The organism is Microbispora sp. H11081 (genome assembly GCF_012999535.1).
In the GTDB taxonomy this organism is placed as follows: Bacteria; Actinomycetota; Actinomycetes; order Streptosporangiales; family Streptosporangiaceae; genus Microbispora.
In genome coordinates this window covers 696,210-713,431 of sequence record NZ_JABBWV010000002.1, presented here as the reverse complement: position 1 = coordinate 713,431, position 17,222 = coordinate 696,210, and the positions used below count along the sequence as shown (strand labels likewise).

At 73.3% G+C, this 17,222-nt stretch carries 19 protein-coding genes; 8 read left to right on the top strand and 11 right to left on the bottom strand.

From position 1 onward, the window contains the following. Window positions 1-37: 37 nt before the first annotated feature. On the top strand, window positions 38-1,006 hold the full coding sequence (ligD, locus tag HHX31_RS08320) for a non-homologous end-joining DNA ligase (protein WP_169946691.1): 969 nt from the start codon (window positions 38-40) through the stop codon (window positions 1,004-1,006). A gap of 2 nt (window positions 1,007-1,008) precedes the next feature. On the opposite strand, the gene HHX31_RS08315 is transcribed toward ligD, so the two are convergent. Both HHX31_RS08315 and HHX31_RS08310 read right to left on the bottom strand, forming a co-directional pair. After that, window positions 1,009-2,019 (bottom strand): hypothetical protein, encoded by a 1,011-nt coding sequence (locus tag HHX31_RS08315; RefSeq protein ID WP_169946689.1) that lies wholly within the window; start codon window positions 2,017-2,019, stop codon window positions 1,009-1,011. Beyond that, on the bottom strand, window positions 2,006-2,239 hold the full coding sequence (locus tag HHX31_RS08310; RefSeq protein WP_169946687.1) for a hypothetical protein: 234 nt from the start codon (window positions 2,237-2,239) through the stop codon (window positions 2,006-2,008). Before HHX31_RS08310 ends, HHX31_RS08315 begins: the two co-directional genes overlap by 14 nt. Before the next feature lie 108 nt (window positions 2,240-2,347). On the opposite strand from HHX31_RS08310, the gene HHX31_RS08305 reads away from it, so the two are divergent. The 3 genes from HHX31_RS08305 to HHX31_RS08295 are packed head-to-tail and all read left to right on the top strand — an operon-like array spanning window position 2,348 to window position 6,020. Next, a complete protein-coding gene (locus tag HHX31_RS08305; RefSeq protein WP_169946685.1) occupies window positions 2,348-3,526 on the top strand; it encodes a sensor histidine kinase in 1,179 nt (392 codons plus the stop codon). Beyond that, complete coding sequence (locus HHX31_RS08300; RefSeq protein WP_169946683.1) at window positions 3,523-4,200, top strand: response regulator transcription factor; 678 nt, start codon at window positions 3,523-3,525, stop codon at window positions 4,198-4,200. Before HHX31_RS08305 ends, HHX31_RS08300 begins: the two co-directional genes overlap by 4 nt. A gap of 53 nt (window positions 4,201-4,253) precedes the next feature. Then, a complete protein-coding gene (locus HHX31_RS08295) occupies window positions 4,254-6,020 on the top strand; it encodes a thiamine pyrophosphate-dependent enzyme (RefSeq protein ID WP_169946681.1) in 1,767 nt (588 codons plus the stop codon). 22 nt (window positions 6,021-6,042) lie between these two features. Here the strand turns inward: HHX31_RS08295 and HHX31_RS08290 are convergent, their stop codons facing one another. Next, window positions 6,043-7,125 (bottom strand): family 2 encapsulin nanocompartment cargo protein polyprenyl transferase, encoded by a 1,083-nt coding sequence (locus HHX31_RS08290; RefSeq protein ID WP_169946679.1) that lies wholly within the window; start codon window positions 7,123-7,125, stop codon window positions 6,043-6,045. 91 nt (window positions 7,126-7,216) lie between these two features. Between HHX31_RS08290 and HHX31_RS08285 the strand changes: the two genes are divergently transcribed. Beyond that, a complete protein-coding gene (locus HHX31_RS08285) occupies window positions 7,217-8,197 on the top strand; it encodes an aldo/keto reductase (protein ID WP_311931667.1) in 981 nt (326 codons plus the stop codon). Window positions 8,198-8,239: 42 nt separating this feature from the next. Here the strand turns inward: HHX31_RS08285 and HHX31_RS08280 are convergent, their stop codons facing one another. Together HHX31_RS08280 and HHX31_RS08275 are read right to left on the bottom strand one after the other, a co-directional pair. Continuing rightward, a complete protein-coding gene (locus HHX31_RS08280; RefSeq protein WP_169947267.1) occupies window positions 8,240-9,055 on the bottom strand; it encodes an NAD-dependent protein deacetylase in 816 nt (271 codons plus the stop codon). A 72-nt stretch (window positions 9,056-9,127) separates the two neighbouring features. After that, window positions 9,128-9,685, bottom strand: a complete 558-nt coding sequence (locus HHX31_RS08275) for a YceI family protein (RefSeq protein WP_169946677.1) — start codon at window positions 9,683-9,685, stop codon at window positions 9,128-9,130. A 117-nt stretch (window positions 9,686-9,802) separates the two neighbouring features. Between HHX31_RS08275 and HHX31_RS08270 the strand changes: the two genes are divergently transcribed. Then, entirely contained in the window at window positions 9,803-10,150 is a 348-nt protein-coding gene (locus tag HHX31_RS08270; RefSeq protein WP_169946675.1) for a VOC family protein, read from the top strand. A 40-nt stretch (window positions 10,151-10,190) separates the two neighbouring features. Here the strand turns inward: HHX31_RS08270 and HHX31_RS08265 are convergent, their stop codons facing one another. After that, window positions 10,191-10,673, bottom strand: coding sequence for a hypothetical protein (locus HHX31_RS08265; protein WP_169946673.1), 483 nt, complete (start codon window positions 10,671-10,673; stop codon window positions 10,191-10,193). After that, window positions 10,670-11,248, bottom strand: a complete 579-nt coding sequence (locus HHX31_RS08260) for an RNA polymerase sigma factor (protein ID WP_169946670.1) — start codon at window positions 11,246-11,248, stop codon at window positions 10,670-10,672. The genes HHX31_RS08265 and HHX31_RS08260 overlap by 4 nt, the downstream gene beginning before the upstream one ends. A 201-nt stretch (window positions 11,249-11,449) precedes the next feature. Here HHX31_RS08260 and HHX31_RS08255 point away from each other — a divergent pair, with 201 nt between their 5' ends. Further along, window positions 11,450-12,196: a hypothetical protein gene (locus HHX31_RS08255; RefSeq protein ID WP_169946668.1), complete on the top strand. Its 747-nt coding sequence runs from the start codon at window positions 11,450-11,452 to the stop codon at window positions 12,194-12,196. A gap of 64 nt (window positions 12,197-12,260) precedes the next feature. Here HHX31_RS08255 and HHX31_RS08250 read toward each other — a convergent pair whose 3' ends face one another. Together HHX31_RS08250 and HHX31_RS08245 are read right to left on the bottom strand one after the other, a co-directional pair. Then, window positions 12,261-13,130 (bottom strand): universal stress protein, encoded by an 870-nt coding sequence (locus HHX31_RS08250; protein ID WP_169946666.1) that lies wholly within the window; start codon window positions 13,128-13,130, stop codon window positions 12,261-12,263. Between the two features lie 156 nt (window positions 13,131-13,286). Then, window positions 13,287-14,807 (bottom strand): alpha-N-arabinofuranosidase, encoded by a 1,521-nt coding sequence (locus tag HHX31_RS08245; protein ID WP_169946664.1) that lies wholly within the window; start codon window positions 14,805-14,807, stop codon window positions 13,287-13,289. Between the two features lie 167 nt (window positions 14,808-14,974). Between HHX31_RS08245 and HHX31_RS08240 the strand changes: the two genes are divergently transcribed. After that, window positions 14,975-15,820 (top strand): hypothetical protein, encoded by an 846-nt coding sequence (locus tag HHX31_RS08240; RefSeq protein WP_211589388.1) that lies wholly within the window; start codon window positions 14,975-14,977, stop codon window positions 15,818-15,820. 21 nt (window positions 15,821-15,841) lie between these two features. Here HHX31_RS08240 and HHX31_RS08235 read toward each other — a convergent pair whose 3' ends face one another. Continuing rightward, complete coding sequence (locus HHX31_RS08235; protein ID WP_169946661.1) at window positions 15,842-16,471, bottom strand: MBL fold metallo-hydrolase; 630 nt, start codon at window positions 16,469-16,471, stop codon at window positions 15,842-15,844. Between the two features lie 81 nt (window positions 16,472-16,552). Next, window positions 16,553-17,059, bottom strand: coding sequence for an HPP family protein (locus HHX31_RS08230; protein WP_169946659.1), 507 nt, complete (start codon window positions 17,057-17,059; stop codon window positions 16,553-16,555). Window positions 17,060-17,222 lie beyond the last annotated feature (163 nt).

The following is a 17,222-nucleotide window of genomic DNA, read 5'->3' as shown; positions in this document are numbered from 1 at the left end:
AAGGTACGCACCCGGCTCGCCGGGGTACCAGCAGGGCATGGCCGGCCTTCCGGCGTACACGCCGATGATGGCCAGGCTCGGACCGCTGCCCGAGCCCGACGGCGACTACGCGCACGAGATGAAGTGGGACGGGGTTCGCGCCCTCGCCTACGTCGACGACGGCGTCCTGCGGCTGGTCTCCCGCAACGGCAGGGACATCACCGCCGCCTACCCCGAGCTCGCCGGCCTGGCCGGCGCGACGGGTGGGCGGGCGGCGGTGCTCGACGGGGAGATCGTCGCCTTCGACCCGCGGGGCAGGCCGTCGTTCGAGGCGCTGCAGCCGCGCATGCACCAGCGCGACCCGCTCAGGATCAGGCAGCTCGTGGTCACCACGCCCGTGACCTACCTGCTGTTCGACGTGCTGCACGCCGGCCCCGACAGCGTGATCGCGATGCCCTACACCGAGCGGCGCCGCCGTCTGGAGGACCTCGTCCACGCCGGACGCCACTGGGCCATCCCGCCCCACTACACCGACGGGGGCGAGCACGCGCTGGCCGACTCCCGGCGGCTGGGGCTGGAGGGCGTCGTGGCCAAGCGGCTCACCTCGCCCTACCGCCCCGGCCGCCGCTCCCCCGACTGGGTCAAGGTCAAGAACCTCCGTACGCAGGAGGTCGTCGTCGGCGGCTGGCGGGCCGGGGAGGGCCGCCGCGCGAACACCGTCGGATCGCTGCTCGTGGGCGTCAACGACGGCAGCGGACGGCTGCGGTACGCCGGCAGCGTCGGTACCGGGTTCACCGACGAGGCGCTGCGGCGGCTCGGCGAGCGCCTGGCGCCGCTGCGCCGGGACACGCCACCTTTCGACGGCATCACCCGGGAGGAGGCCAGAGGCGGCCGGTGGGTGGACCCGGTCCTGGTCGGCGAGGTGCGGTTCGCCGAGTGGACCGGCGAGGGGCGGCTGCGCCACCCCTCGTGGCGGGGCCTGCGCGACGACAAGGACCCCGGCGAGGTCGTCCGCGAGGACGGATGAATTCACCCGGCCCCCCGGCGTCGCGCCGCCAGAGCGCCCAGCAGCACCGCGCCCGCGAGGAACGCGACGTTGTGCGCGTACTTCGCCACCGGCGCGACCTCACCCAGCGGGACCGCGAAGAACCCGACCGCCGCCCGCGCGGCCAGGGCTCCGGCGGCGAGCGCGGCGGCGTGCCGGCCGGTCCACCCCGGCGAACGGGCCAGGCGGCAGACGGTTGCGGCGCACAGCGCGATCACCGCGAGCCCGGCTCCCACCCCGGCCCAGGTCGGCGGCAGGAAGTCGAAGACGAGGCCCGCCGCCAGGCCGCCCGCCGCCACGGCGATCGGCCGGGGCGCGGCACCGTCCCGCACGGCACCGTCCCGCACGGCACCGTCCGGCACTGTGGGGTCCCGTGATCGCCGGCTCAGCGCGAAGAGGACGAGCAGCGCGACGACGGCCAGCGATCCCCCTATCTGGGCGGCCGAGGCGTGGTCGTGCTCGGTCCGCAGGTGCTCGCGCAGGACCAGCGCCGCCGCCGCGACGTACAGCGCCGCGGCCGTGACCAGTCCGGGCGTCCGCAGCCAGGGCGTGCGCGACAGCCGCGGGTTCAGCCCCTCCGTCAGCGCGATCGGCACCCCGAAGCTCCAGACCGCGTGGCCCGCGACGAAGTTCAGCGTGGTGTGGGCCGCCAGGCCGAGCTGCGCGACGTAGGTCGGGCGGATCAGCTCCTCCCAATAGGCGATGTCCCGGTATCCCTCGCTGAACAGCGACTGGTCGACCACGCCGGCCTGCAGCACGCCGAAGGCCGCCGCGAGGGCGAGGATGCCCGGCCAGGACATGCCGAGGCGGCGGGCCGTCTCACGGATGAGCAGCGCGGGCGCGCCGTACAGCGGACTGAAGATCAGCAGGCCGGCGGCGAGCGCGAGCGGGTCGCCCGTGCTGACGTCGTACCCCGTGACGTACTCGGCGGACACCGGCGCGAGCACCAGCAGCACGGCCGCCGGGACGAGACGGCGCCGGTCAGGCGGCGTCATCACGCCTCCCGGCGGCGGCGAACACGACGACGCCGACGACGGACACGAGAAGGTTGGCGTAGACCTCGTACCCGGCCAGGGCGGGCAGACGCGGGATGACCTGCCGGTTGAAGACGTTGAGGGCGACGCCCCAGAACGGCTGCACGGCCAGGTGGTCGATGGTCCCGCTGAGGCCGGCGACCACAAGGAACGCCCCGGCGAGTTGGATGACCTTGCGCATGCCACCGACGCTAGGTATTGGCGGGACCGGCGGGGATCGGGCGTCGGTATGCTCCCGCCCGACTTTGGTATGGTCGCCGCCGCTCCGCGGACCGTACCCTGCGGGGACATGGACTCCTCCGACGCCCCCGGGCACCGGCGTAGCAGGCGCGACCGGCTCGTGGACACGGCGATCTTCGCGCTCGCCGTCGTCTTCGTCTTATACACGTCGGTGGAGCGTCTGAACACCGCGCCACTGCCCCCGGCGTGGCTGTTCACCACCGACCAGCTCGTGAGCATGCTCGGCTGCGCGGCGCTGTGGCTCCGCCGCAGGTGGCCGGTCGGGATCGCGGTGACGCTCGTCGCGCTGTCGTGCGTCTTCGAGCTGATCGCGGGCGCGATGCTGGCCGCGCAGTTCTCCGTCGCGATCCACCGCCGCCCGAGGGTCTCCGGGGCGGTGTTCGGGCTCAGCGTCCTGGCCGCGATCGTCTTCGTCTGCCTGCGGCCCGACCCGGACATGCCGCCGCTCGCGCTGTTGACGCTCGGTCTGTCCCTGCAGGCCACGGCGCTCGGCTGGGGCCTGCTCGTCCAGCACAGGCGGCGGCTGGTGCTCGCCAGGGCCGAGCAGGCGCGGCACCAGGTCCGCGAGGCCATCGCCCGCGACATCCACGACGTGCTCGGCCATCGGCTGTCGCTGCTGAGCGTGCACGCGGGGGCGCTGGAGTTCAACCCCGGCGCCGACCCCGCCGACGTCGCACGCGCGGCCCGGGTGATCAGGGAGAGCGCCCACCAGGCCCTGCAGGACCTGCGCGAGGTGATCGGCGTGCTGCGCGCCCCCACCGGAGGGCCGGCCGCCCCCACCGCGCCCGACACCGCGCCCGACATCGCGCCGAACGTTGTGCCCGGCCCGCCCTCCCTCGCCGACCTGGAACGGCTCGTCGCGGAGTCGGGCCAGGCGGGCATGCGGCTGGAGCTGCGCGACGAACTCCGCGCACGCGAGACCGTCCCAGACCGCACGGGCCGCACCGCCTACCGCGTCGTCCAGGAGGCCCTGACCAACGCGCGCAAGCACGCGCCGGGAGCGGGGGTCCTCCTGCGGCTGACGGGCGCGCCGGGCGAGGGCCTGACGGTCGAGGTGGTCGACGACGCCCCGGCGGCGGCCGGGCACGGCGGGGGGAGCGGAGGCGGGCACGGCCTGACCGGCCTGGCCGAGCGCGTCACGCTTGCGGGGGGACGGCTGGAGCACGGGCGCCTGGACGGAGGGCGGGGTGGCTGGCGCGTGCGGGCCTGGCTACCGTGGCCTGCATGATCGCGCCAGAAGCCGCGCCTATCGGCGTTCTCATCGCCGACGACGACCCCCTGGTCCGGGCCGGGCTGGTGATGATGCTCGGCGGCGCCCCGGACATCCGCGTCCTCGCCCAGGCCGGGGACGGCGCCGAGGTGCTGCCGCTGGCCGGCCGGCACCGCCCCGACGTGGTGCTGATGGACATCCGGATGCCGGTGATGGACGGCCTGGCCGCCACCGAGGCGCTGCGCGCCCGCGACGGCGCGCCCGAGGTGATCGTGCTGACCACCTTCGACGCCGACGAGCACGTGCTGCGCGCCCTGCGCGCGGGCGCCGCCGGGTTCCTGCTCAAGGACACCCCGCCAGGGGAGATCGTCGACTCCATCCGCCGGGTGGCCGCCGGTCACCCCGTCCTGTCACCTGCGGTCACCCGGCGGCTCATCGCCAGGGTGGCGGAGGACGGCCGCGACCGGCGGCGGGCCCTGGCCGCGGAGCGCCTGGCGCGGCTGAACGACCGGGAGCGCCAGGTCGCGGTGGCGGTCGGCCGGGGCAGCACGAACGCCGAGATAGGCGCCCTGCTGCACCTCAGCGTCCCCACCGTCAAGACGCACGTGTCGAGCGTCCTCGCCAAGCTCGGCCTCAACAACCGCGTCCAGATCGCCCTGCTCGTCCACGACGCCGGGCTGCTCGGCGACTGAATTTTCCCCGCGGTGAGTGTTCGGCATCCCGTCGCGGGGGCAGCGCCGCCACTATGACGGAAATCGCTTCCGAAGTACTCGTCAGGCGGCTCTCCGACTGGGGGGTCGACACCGTCTTCGGGATGCCCGGCGACGGCATCAACGGCATCATGGAGGGGCTGCGCCGCCATTCCGACCGCGTCCGGTTCGTGCTGGTGCGCCACGAGGAGGCGGCCGCGTTCATGGCCGCGGCGCACGCGAAGGCCACCGGCCGCGTCGGCGTGTGCCTGGCCACCTCGGGCCCCGGCGGCATCCACCTGCTCAACGGCCTGTACGACGCCAAGCTCGACCACCAGCCGGTGCTGGCCATCACGGGCATGCAGGAGACCAGCGTGCTCGGCACCGGCTACCAGCAGGAGGTCCACCTCGACCGGGCGTTCGAGGACGTGACCGAGTACAACCTGGTGGTGGACAACCCCGCGCAGCTGCCAGGCGTGGTGGACATCGCGATCCGCACGGCCTACGCCCGGCGCGGCGTCGCCCACCTGTGCCTGCCCAACGACGTCCAGGTGGCCCCGGCGGACGCCGACCCCTACCAGCACGTCGCCCCCGCGCGCCCGCCCGCGAGCGCCCCCGTCTACCTGCCGCCGCCCGGCGTGCCGCGCGAGCAGGACCTGACGGCCGCCGCCGAGGTGCTGAACGCGGCCAGGCGGCCCGCGATCCTCGCGGGGGCCGGCGCCCTGCACGCCCGCGCGGAGGTGCTGGCCGTCGCCGAGACGCTGGGCGCCCCCGTGATCAAGACGCTGCCCGGCAAGGCGGTCATCCCCGACGACTCGCCGTACGCGGTCGGCGGGATCGGCCTGCTCGGCACCAGGCCGGGTGAGGAGCTGGTCGAGGACTGCGACACGCTGCTGATGGTCGGCACCAACTTCCCGTACACCAAGCACCTGCCCGCGCCTGGCAAGGCCCGCGTCGTGCAGATCGACGCCGACCCCGCCCGCGCCGGCCTGCGCGTGCCGACCGAGGTGCCGATGGTCGGGGACGCCAAGGAAGGGCTGGCCGCCCTGCTGCCGCTGCTGCGCCGCGCCGAGGACCGGTCGCACCTGGGGAAGTACCAGAAGGCCATGGCCAAGTGGCGCGACAACATGACGGCCCTGGAGGATCCCCGGCGCACCCCGATCGCCCCGCAGTACCTGATCGGCTGCGTGGACCGGGCCGCCGCCGACGACGCCATCCTCACCTGCGACTCCGGCACGATCGCGACCTGGGCGGCGCGGCACTGGACGATCCGCGGCGACCGCGAGTTCTACCTGTCGGGCAACCTCGCCTCGATGGCCCCCGGCCTGCCGTACGCGATCGCGGCGCAGCTCGCCCACCCCGGCCGGCAGGTGATCGCGTTCATCGGCGACGGCGGGTTCGCGATGCTGATGGCCGAGTTCCTCACCGCGGCCCGGCTCGGCCTGCCGATCACGGTGGTGGTGAACAACAACGACTCGCTGGGCCAGATCCTCTGGGAGCAGATGGTGCTGGGGTTCCCCGAGCACGGGGTCAGGTTCGGCACGCCGGCCTCGGACTTCTCCGCCTGGGCCCGCTCCTGCGGCGGGTACGGCCGGAAGGTCACCGACCCGGCCGACGTGGACGAGGCCGTACGGCAGGCCCTCGCCCATCCCGGCCCCGCGCTGGTGGACGTCGACGTCGACCCGAACGAGCCGCCCATGCCGGGCAAGGTGTCCCGGGACCAGGCGGTCAAGTTCGCCGAGGCGTTCCTCAAGGGACAGCCGCACAAGGCGGCGATCGCCACCACGCTGTTCAAGGACAGGATCTCCCAGCTCGGGTGGTGAGGCCGTCCCTGACGGTCACGGTTTAGCGGTCCCGGTCGACGGCCAGGCGGGCCAGTGCCTCGAGGCCCGCCGCCGCCTCCGGCGCCAGTTCCGCCGACCGCAGCGCCTCAAGCGCCTCGGACAGCAGGTCGTCGATCCTGGCGAGGCTCCATGTGCGCCCGCCCGCCTCCTCCACCAGCCGTGCCGCCCGCGGCAGGTCGGCCTGCGCGAGCGGACGGCGGTACAGCACGGCGAGCGCGCCGCCCGCGCGCGTGCCCGACGACAGGGCCGCGACGACCGGCAGGGACTTCTTGCGGTTACGCAGGTCGGAATGGACGGGTTTGCCGGTTACGGCCGGGTCGCCCCAGATGCCGAGCAGGTCGTCGACGAACTGGAACGCCAGGCCCACCCGCTCGCCGAAGACACGCAGGGTGGCCACCTGCTCGCCGGTGGCGCCCCCGTGCAGCCCGCCGAGCGCGCACGCGCAGCCGAACAGCGCGCCCGTCTTGCCCTCCGCCATGCGAACGCACTCCCCCACGCTCACGTCCGCGCGCCGCTCGAAGCCGAGGTCTGCGCTCTGGCCCTCCAGCAGTGACTGGACGCCGCGCGCCAGCGTCCTGGCGCTCTCGGCCGCCCTGCCGTCCCCGGCGAGCACGGCGAAGGCAAGCGCCAGCAGGGAGTCGCCGGCCAGGATCGCCTCGGCGCGGCCGAAGGCGTTCCAGACGGTGGGGCGGTGGCGGCGGACCGTGTCGCCGTCCATCACGTCGTCGTGGACCAGGGAGAAGTCGTGCACCAGCTCGACCGCGACCGCGGCCGGCACCGCGGCCTCCGGGTCTCCCCCGGCGCCCTCCGCCGCCAGCAGCGTGAACGCGGGCCGCAGGGCCTTGCCCCAGTTGGCCCGCACCGGCCGCTCCCGCGCGTCCCACCAGCCGAAGTGATATCCCGCCATCCGGCGCATCGACGGAGGCAGCGAGCCGACCGCATGGCGCAGGGCGGGTTCGACCAGGTCGCGCGTCCGGGCGAGCACGTCCGCCGTGGTACGCACTCCCGCTGCCACCGGTTCCGTCACGCTGCCACCACCTCGGGGCTCGAATGGACCCACAGGCCGGCTGGGACTTGTCGGCATACCCCCGCCGTCACCTCACGACACGTCCCCTCGGCATCTGGTCACGCCGGGGCCGGCCGGAGATGGCGGCTGCCGTACTAACGTGTTTCCCGTGCAGGAGAGAGTGCGGGAGATGGCCCTGCGGCCGTTGGGCCGCGGCCGCCTTCAGGTCACACCGATGGGTCTCGGGCTCGCCGCGCTCGGCCGGCCCGCGTACATCACGCTCGGACGGGATGCCGACCTCGGCGGCGACCGTGACGTGGCGGCGATGCGGGCGCGCACCTGGGAGGTGCTGGACGCCGCGTGGGCGGCCGGCGTGCGGTACGTCGACGCGGCCCGCTCCTACGGCCTGGCGGAGGAGTTCCTCGCGGGCTGGCTGGCCGATCGGGGCGTCCTGCCCGGCGAGGTCGCCGTCGGCTCGAAGTGGGGCTACGAGTACGTCGGCGGCTGGCAGATGGACGCCGGCCGCCACGAGGAGAAGGACCTGTCCGCCGAGCGGCTGCGCCGTCAGCTCGGCGAGACCCGGGAGATGCTCGGCGGCCATCTGTCGCTCTACCAGATTCATTCGGCCACGGTGGAGAGCGGTGTGCTCGACGACGAGGAGGTCCTCGGTGAGCTGCGGGCGCTGCGCGCGGAGGGCGTCGCGGTCGGCCTGTCCACCACCGGCCCCCGCCAGGCCGCGACCATCGAGAAGGCGGTCGCGACCGGGCTCTTCGACACCGTCCAGTCGACGTGGAACCTGCTGGAGCGCTCGGCGGGCGAGGCCCTGGCCCGGGCGCACGCCGCCGGCCTGGGCGTGATCGTCAAGGAGGGCGTGGCCAACGGCAGGCTGACCGCCCACGGCGCGCCGCCGGCGCTGGCGCGCGCGGCACGCGAACGCGGCGTCACCCCCGACGCCCTGGCTCTCGCCGCCGTGCTCGCCCGCCCGTGGGCGGGGGTCGTGCTGAGCGGCGCGGCCACGACCGCTCAGCTCGCCGAGAATCTGACGGCGCTCGCCGTCGCCTGGGACGACGCGGCCGAGCAGACCCTCGCCGGACTGGCGGAGGACGCCGAGACCTACTGGGCCCGTCGTGCCGCCCTCCCCTGGACCTGACGGTCACCTCGGGAACTCGGCCGAGGGGCGGCCCGGTGCTGGTCAGGCCAGCTCGCGCACGAGCGTGGTGAGGGCCTTGCCGAGGGGGGCGTCGAAGGTCATCAGCGCCTCGCCGTCGCCCCGGGTCGGCCCCCGGTTGATGATCGCGACGGGGATCGAGCGGGCGGCGGCGTGCCGGACGAACCGGTAGCCGGACATGACGGTCAGCGACGACCCGAGGACGAGCAGCAGGCCGGCCCGCTCGGTCAGCGCGTAGCACTCCTCGACCCGCGACGGCGGCACGTTCTCGCCGAAGAACACCACGTCGGGCTTGAGCACGCCGCCGCAGCCGTCGCAGTCCACCGTGCGGAACGTCTCCACCTCGTCCGCGCCCAGCACCGCGTCGCCGTCGGGGTTGATCACCGCGTCGGCCACCTCCGTACGGGCGTGCCAGCCGGGGTTGGCCGCCCGCAGCCGGCGGTCGAGCGTGTGGCGCGGCGTGCGCCGCCCGCAGGTGAGGCAGCGCACACGGTGCAGGCTGCCGTGCAACTCCACGACCCCGTCCGCGCCCGCCGCCTGGTGCAGGCCGTCCACGTTCTGCGTGATGATCCCGGCGACCAGGCCGCGGCGCTGCAGTTCCGCGACCGCGCGGTGACCGGCGTTGGGCGTGGCGTCCACCATGTGACGCCACCCCAGGTGGCTCCGCGCCCAGTAGCGCCTGCGGGCGGCGGCGCTGCTGCAGAAGGTGTGGTAGGTCATCGGCTCGGCCCTGCGCCTGCGGCCGGTCTCCCCCCGGTAGTCGGGAATCCCCGACTCGGTCGACAGGCCGGCCCCGCTGAGGACCACCACCTCGCCGTCCGCCAGGAGATCGGCCAGCATGCCCCACCGTTCGGCGGTCCCCGCGTCGCGCACCACAGTCACGTTTCCATGGTGCCCGACGCGCCGCACGGGTCAGTCCCTGCCCTCCCCCAGCCGCACGTCGAAGATCACCTCTACCTCGTCGTGCAGTTTGAGCGCGCCCAGGAGCGCGGAGTAGGGGCGGATCCCCCAGTGGGACTGCACGACGGTCGCCCGGCCGCGCACCCGGCCCTCCGCGAACGCGCCGTCCACGGCGACCGGCCGGGAGACGCCGGCGATCGTCAGGTCGCCCTCGACCCGGAACGCCTCGGGGCTGCCCGTCACCCGAGACGACCGGAACGTGACCAGAGGGTGCTGATCCGCCTTCAGGACCTTGACGCGCATGTTCTTCTCGATCTCGACCCGGTCGGAGTCGGTGAGCGGCTTGATCCCGCCCGTGCCCTCCCTGACCCGCATCGAGGCCACCTCGGCCTCCAGCGACACCCGGCATTCCGCCGGGTCGTCCGGCCGCACCACGGCCTCGCCGCGCCACCGCGTGACCTCGATCGTCAGGTCGTGCCCGGCCTTGGCGCCCAGCCCGGCACGGGTGGTGAGGATCAGGAGCCTGCCCGATCTCGGCCCCAGTGCGTACGTGCCCGCCTCGACGTCCATTTCACCGACATTCCCGGCAAACGGGCCGGAGATGTCAGCACTGGACACCCTGGCGGTGATCCTCCGCCTGGTTTAGCGTGCTCGGAGCCACATCCCCTGACGAAAGGCGGAAGCACCGTGGATCAGGACGACAAGGCGCTCTCCCTGGCACCCGTCGTGCCCTGCGCGGACCTCGGCGCGGCGGTCGAGGCATGGTCGGCCCTGCTGGGAACGACCCCTACGTTCGTCGACGGCGACCGCTGGGCCCAGTTCGACCTGCCGTCGGGGCGCCTGGCGCTGGCCGGCACCGACCAGGCGACGGCCGCGCCGTCCGTCATGGTGAAGGTGGCCGGCGTCGAGCACGCCAGGGAGCGCGCCGCCGCACTCGGCCTCACGGTCGGCGAGATCGAGGAGGGCCCGCACGAGCGCAGGTGCGTGGTCCGTGGACCCAGTGGCTGGGACGTCGTCTTCTACTCACCCGCTTGATCACCACCGACTGCCTTTACATTGTAGATTCCGTACGCGTTCACCGGTCTTCCCCGCCGGTCAGCTCGCGCATGCGCCGCAGCAGCGCCGCCCGCCTGCGGTGCGCGCGCACCACCGGCACCAGTGCCACCGCGACGAACAGCCCCCCGGCCGCCAGCGCGAGCTCCGCCCCCGTGCCACGTCGCACCGCCACCACGGCCACCAGGGCCGTGGTGGCCAGCGAGGCGGCCAGCCCGATCCAGGCGGCGATCACCCGGTCGGTGGCGAACAGCGGAACCCGGCGGGTCAGCAGCCATCCGCCGTAGACGGCCCAGGCCAGGCAGAACACGGTGAACAACGCGAACCCCAGATGGGTTCGCCCGGGCAGCGGGCCGGGCTCCGACCACCACAACGCGCTCACGAACACCAGGCCGGCCGCACCGGCCAGCAGCGCCGTCACCGCCCGGATCCGCGTTCCGAGCGACAGCACCGGCGCCAGGTGCTCGATCATGTCCCCCGCCGGCCGGCGCGGCTCTTCCGTCATCTCATGTGTCCCTTCTCCCCCAGGTGCTCAGGCAGCAGGTGCTCAGGCAGCAGGTGCTCACGCAGCAGGCGACGGGCGCGGTTGAGCCGGGACTTGACCGTCCCGGCCGGAATCCGGCAGACGTACGCGCATTCCTCGACCGGCAGGTCCTCCAGGTAGAACAGGACGAGGATCTCCCGCTCCAGCACCGGCAGCGCCGACAGCACGCTCACCAACGCGGCACGGTCCACCATGGTCTCGACCGGGTCCTCCGTGATCCCCTCTGTGACCCCCGCGCCCGCGATGTCGCCGTATCCCGTGGTCTCCACGGCCCGGGCGTACTCGTCACGCAGCCGGTCGGTGACCGACCGCCGGGCGATCGTGAACAGCCACGGCGCGAACCGGCCGGGTTCCCTGAGCCGGGGCAGGCCGCGGACCACGGCCAGCCACACCTCCTGGCTCACGTCGTCGGCCCTGTCGGCGTCCAGCATGCGCCGCACGTACGTCCACACCGGCATCCGCCACCCTGCGAGCAACTCGGGCAGCGCCCCGCGCTCGCCCAGCTGAGCGCGGATCACCAACAGCTCATCGGTCATCTCGTCCTCCCGTCACCACGCACAGTCGGGCGGGAGGACGAGAAGGTTCACGGTTCCCGGGCACTGTCGACAGCCCAGGCCCGGCAAGGAACACGGCCGGGGCGGCGGCTCGTACGGCATTGATCGGCAATCGATAGGCTCACTCGTCCTGAGTCAATCAGCACACCGGCCCTCAGGGCGGCGGCATCGGGGAGTGAACACATGAGGCGCCTGGTGATCCACGCGGGCACGGTCGCGGCGTTACTCGTCTCCTGGCCGGCGGGCCCGGCCGAGGCGCGGGCGGCCGACCCCCTGGACGCGTTCAAAGCACAGGCCACGGCCACGCGGTGGGTGAAGGTGAGCGAGACGCACCAGGTCCGCATACGGAAGGAACTCTTCGAGAAGTCCGACATCCGTGGTCCCGTGCGGCTAGGGCCGCAGGGGTTGACCGCGTACGACCTCACCATCAAGGGCAAGCAGCTCAAGGGGCGGATGCGGTTGATCGCGCTGGGTGGGTACACGTACGCGTCGGGCAAGCCGGTACAGGGAGGGCTGCCGGAGGGCAAGACCTGGTGGAAGTCGCGGTTCACGGCCGAGGACCGCAACCCGTTCTACTCGGTTCCGCCGATTTTCGAGCCGGCCACCTACAAGGCGCTGCTGGCCAGCACGACCAAGCGCACCGGTGGGGTTCGCCAGGGCGCCATCAGCCTGGGAGCGCTGTACAAGGCCTCGCCGTCCCTGCGTGCGCAGCCCGACATGAAGCCCAGCCGGCGTGAGGCCGCGCTGAAGGTCCACTGGCGGTTGTGGATCGACAGGAAGGGCCTGCCGGCCCGGTTCTCCACCACCTTCGCCGACCCGGACTACCCCACCGGAGCGATGAGCGCCCGCACCGACATGCGCTTCTCGTCGTGGGGAGCCAAGGTACGGCTCACCGTCCCGGCCGGCGAGAAGACCTACCAGCCGAGCTGATCAGCGGCGCCCCCGGGCCTTCACCCGGGGGACGCCCGGCGCCCGAGCCTCAGTTCCCGGACACTCAGTGCCCGTCCTCGCGGGGCCGTACGACCGCGACGGGGCAGTGCGCGCGGTGCAGCACCGCGTGGCTCACGGAGCCGATCAGCGCGCCGCGCACGCCGCCCAGCCCGCGGGAGCCGACGACCACGAGGTCGGCCACGAGCGAGGCGTCGGCCAGCGCCGGGACCGGGTGGCCGCAGACCGACGACTCGACGAGGGGGACGTCCGGGTGCTTGTCGCGCCACGGCGCGAGCCGCAGCCGCGCCGCGCGCGACTCGTTCTCGTACATCTCCTCGAGCACCGGGCCGTATCCGACGGCGAAGGGCGAGAACGTCGGCATCTCCCAGGCGTACACCGCGTGCACCCTGCCGTGCCGCGCCCGCGCCTCCTCGAAGGCGAACTCCAGGGCCGCCTCGGAGTGAGGCGACCCGTCGAAGCCGACGACGACCTCGTGGTACTCGTCGCGGTGCGGCTTGCGCACGACCACGACGGGAGCCTCCGCGTGACCGGCCAGGCCGAGGCCGACCGACCCGAGGACCAGCCCGGAGAATCCGCCCAGTCCCCGGCTGCCGACCACGAGGGCCCCGGCCCCCGACGACCCGGCGCGCAGCGTCTCGATGACCGTCCCCTCCGCGAGTTCCGTGGTCACCTCGAGGCCGGGGGCGATCTCCTGGGCCCGGGCGGCGGCCGCGGCGAGCACACCCTCGCAGAACTCGCTGTAGGACTGGGCGAAGCCCTCGACCGCGTGGAACGGGTAATCGTGGGCCCAGGGTTCGCGCACATGGACGATCTTCAACGCGGCTCCACGGCGCCGCGCGTCGTCCGCCGCCCACTCCAGCGCCGCCGTCGCGGGCGAAGATCCGTCGACGGCGACGACGATCTGTCCGGCCATATGCGTTTCCTCCTGTGCTAAAGCGCTACCCCGGCGCCCATAGATCGGTGCTCCGGCCACCATCGCACCGCGTCCGCTACCCCTGGCGCAGCAGACCAAAGTCCTCAGGCGCCGGGACTTCCGCCCGCCGCGGCCCGGTGGCGCACGCCGCGCGTCTCAGTCCCTCGTCAGCCTGATCACGTTCCAGGAGACCGGGGGCAGCACGATCCGCAATGGGTCGCTCCGGTGATCGGTGTTGGGGCGTGGCGCCACTCTCCCCGGGTCGTCGGCCGTGTTGCGGGCGTACACGTCCTCGTGGGTGAGCGTCGTCGCCTCGGCGATCCGCACCGTACCACTCCCCGTGCCGGCGCCCGCGCCCAGCGCCCGCGCGTCGAGCTCCAGCTCCAGGGGTTCGTGCTCGGACCTGTTCACCGCGAACAGCGTCGTGTCGTCCCCGTCGACGGTGGCGACGGCGTGGAGCACGGGCACCTCGCCGAACTCGGCGGTCTCGTACGACGGGCAGGCGGGCTCCACCCGGACGACCTCTCCCCTGGCGTGCCGCGCCGCCTGCGCGAACGGGTGGAACGTCGTCTGCCGCCAGGCGCGGCCCCCGGGCTCGGTCATGATGGGCGCGATCACGTTCACTAGCTGGGCCAGGCAGGCCGCCGCCACCCGGTCGCTGTGCCGCAGCAGGGTGATGATCAGGCTGCCGAGGGCCACGGCGTCGGCGAGGTGGTAGTGGTCCTCCAGCAGCGGCGGCGCGACCGGCCAGTCCGGCGGAGGCGGCGCCGCCTGGTGGCGGCTGAGGTACCAGATGTTCCACTCGTCGAAGGAGACGGAGATCTTCTTCGACGACCCGAGCCTGGCCCCCACCCGGTCGGCCGTGGACGCCACCGTGGTGATGAAGTGTTCCATGTCGGTGGCGCAGGCCAGGAAGCCGCCGAGGTCGCCGTCCTTCTCCTCGTAGTAGGCGTGGCAGGAGATGTGGTCGACCAGGTCGTAGGTCTCCTCCAGGACGGTCTCCTCCCAGGCGCCGAAGGTCGGCATCCCGGAGCCGGAACTGCCGCAGGCGACCAGTTCGAGACCGGGGTCGACCATGCGCATGGCCCGCGCGGTCTCGGCGGCGAGCCTGCCGTACTCGCGGGCCGTCTTGTGCCCGATCTGCCAGGGGCCGTCCATCTCGTTGCCCAGGCACCACATGCGGATGTCGTGCGGCTCCTTGGCGCCGTTGGCGATCCGCAGGTCGGACAGCGCGGTGCCCGACGGGATGTTGCAGTATTCGAGCAGGTCGACGGCTTCCTGGACGCCGCGCGTGCCGAGGTTGACCGCCATCATCGGCTCCAGGCCGGCCAGGCGGGTCCACCGGACGAACTCGTCGACCCCGATCTCGTTGGTCTCCGTGCTGTGCCAGGCCAGGTCGAGCCGCCGGGGACGCCGCCCGCGCGGGCCGACGCCGTCCTCCCAGCGGTAGCCGGAGACGAAGTTGCCGCCGGGGTAGCGCACCGTGGTCACGCCGAGCTCCCGGGTGAGCGCGAGAACATCGCCGCGGAAGCCCTCCTCGTCCGCCGTGGGGTGACCGGGTTCGTAGATGCCCGTGTAGACGCAGCGGCCGAGGTGCTCGACGAAGGTGCCGAACGTACGGCGCCGCACGGGGGCCACCCGCCGGGCGGGATCGATGGTCAGCTGTGCTTGGAGCACGAGGGGTCTCCTTCGAGGGGGCGACGGCTCTCGGGGGCGATTGTTAGCGCTATCAAGCACCACGGTCAAGAGGTGATCACGCCGGTCCATGGATCGAGTAGCCCCTCTCCGGGCATGTTCCCGTCAAGGAACCGTCCGGGGCGGGAGCGAGCATTGTGACTGGCGGAGTGACGATCAGCGGGGCCGGCCTGGCCCGGCGCGCGGGACCCCGGTGGGCGGCCGTCGTGCCGGCCGTCGTGCTTGCCGTGTCCGGGCTGCTGACGGGCGCGTGCGGGAACGGCCGGGACAGCGTCGGGGCTAGCGCGTCGCCGGCCCCCTCCGCGCCCGGTTCCCTGTCCCCCGCTGTGTCTCCCTCCCTGTCTCCCTCCGTGTCCCCCTCGCTGCCGGCGGGCTCGCTCGTGGCGGGCCGTTACCAGCCGCTGTGGCCGTTCGCGGACGAGAAGCAGGCGCGGGACTGGCAGGAGAGCTACCGTTCCGGCGGCCACCAGCCCTGGCACCTGGACCCGGAGCAGACCGCGCTCTCCTTCACCCAGGGATTCCTCGGCTTCGAAGGCGTCGACCAGGTGGTCGAGCGTACGGTGACGGGCGCGCACGCCCGCGTCTCCGTCGGCATCCGGGGGGAGGGCGGCGGGCGGCCGGGCATCGCCGCCGTCATCCACCTGGTCAGGTTCGGCACCGGGACGGACGCGCCGTGGGAGGTCGTGGGCACCGACGACACCACCTTCTCCCTCACCACCCCGCGGTACGGCGCCGTCGTCTCCTCGCCCGTCAAGGTGGGCGGCAGGATCACGGGAGTGGACGAGAGCATCCGGGTGCGGGTGCGCGGAACCGGGAGCGCGCAACCCCTCGGAGAGCGCTGCTGCGTCTCCGCCGGAGGGGACGGCGCCCCCTGGTCGGCCACCGTGACCTTCCGCGCCGCCCCGGGCCGGACGCTCACGATCGTCGCGAGCACCGGCGGCCACGTGGCCGAGGTCGAACGCTTCGCGGTCACCGGGGTCCGGGTCGCGTCGTGAGGTGGTCGGGAGCCCCTGAGCTCAGTGCCCCCGGCGGATCCACTCGTCGAGGTGCGGCGACTCGGCCCCGATCGTCGTGCTGTCGCCGTGGCCGGTGTGGACGACGGTCTCGGGCGGCAGGACGAGCAGGCGGTCGCGGATCGAGTCGACGATCACGCCGAAGTCGGAGAACGAGCGGCCGGTCGCTCCGGGCCCGCCCTGGAACAGGGTGTCACCGGTGAAGACGACGCCCAGTTCCGGCGCGTGGAAGCAGCAGGCGCCCGGAGCGTGGCCGGGGGTGTGGAGCACTTCGAGGCGGGTTCCCGCGACCTCGACGACCTGCCCGTCCGACAGCGTGCCGCCGGGTTCGCGATCGGGGTGGGTGAGCCGCCAGACCGGCAGGTCCGCGGGGTGCAGCAGGACGGGCGCCCCGGTGGCATCCGACAGTTCCGGCGCGACCCTGACGTGGTCGTCGTGGGCGTGGGTCGCGAGGATGGCCAGCACGCGCCGCCCCGCGATCACGTCGGTGATCGCCTTGACATCGTGGGGCGCGTCGAACACCACGCACTCGTCGTCGTCGCCGAGCACCCACACGTTGTTGTCGACGTCGAAGGTCTGGCCGTCCAGGCTGAAGGTGCCGGATGTGACGGCATGGTCGATACGGGCACTCACGGGAAGATCACCACCGAGCGGAACATGCCCTTATTCTGCACGGGCTCCACGCGCGTACGCGACCGGGGTCCGGGACCCGGATCACGGTCCCTGCCGCTGGTCCTCGGCGGTCCTGGAGGGCTTGGGCGGCAGAACGGGCTCAAGGCGGAACATCCCGGAGGTCATCTCGTCGTCGCGGGGCGGGGTCCCGCGCCTGCCCGCGACCGCCACCAGCACGTCGGTCACGGTGACGAGCCCCTGGAGGGCGCCTGAGGCCCCCATCACCGGGACGACGTCCACTCCCGACTCCAGCATGACGGCCGCCACGGACGGCAGCGACGCGTCGGGCGGCACGTACGGGCACCTGCGCCCGGCCAGCAACGCCCGCACCTGGCTCCTCGACTGCTCGGCCGGTCCGCCGGACCAGTGGGCCGCGATGTCCTCCCTGGTGAGCACCCCGAGGATGCGCGAATGCGCGTCCACCACGGGCAGATGGTGCATCGACCCCCGGCGCATCAGTTCCCAGGCCATGAGCGGCGACTCGTCCGGTTTCACGGTCACGAGCACCCTGCTCATCACGTCGGCGGCGGTCATGTCTTCCACACTCATCGTTTCCTCCCGCGGCGCACCGGCCAACTCCATCCGACCACCGCGGGCATCCCCCGCGCAGTGCCGAACGACCCTACGACCGGGGACCTCCGGCACCTGCCCGTACGACCCCCCGGGGCGATGGAATGACCACGTCGGGGCAGAGGCGGGGATGACGCGGGAG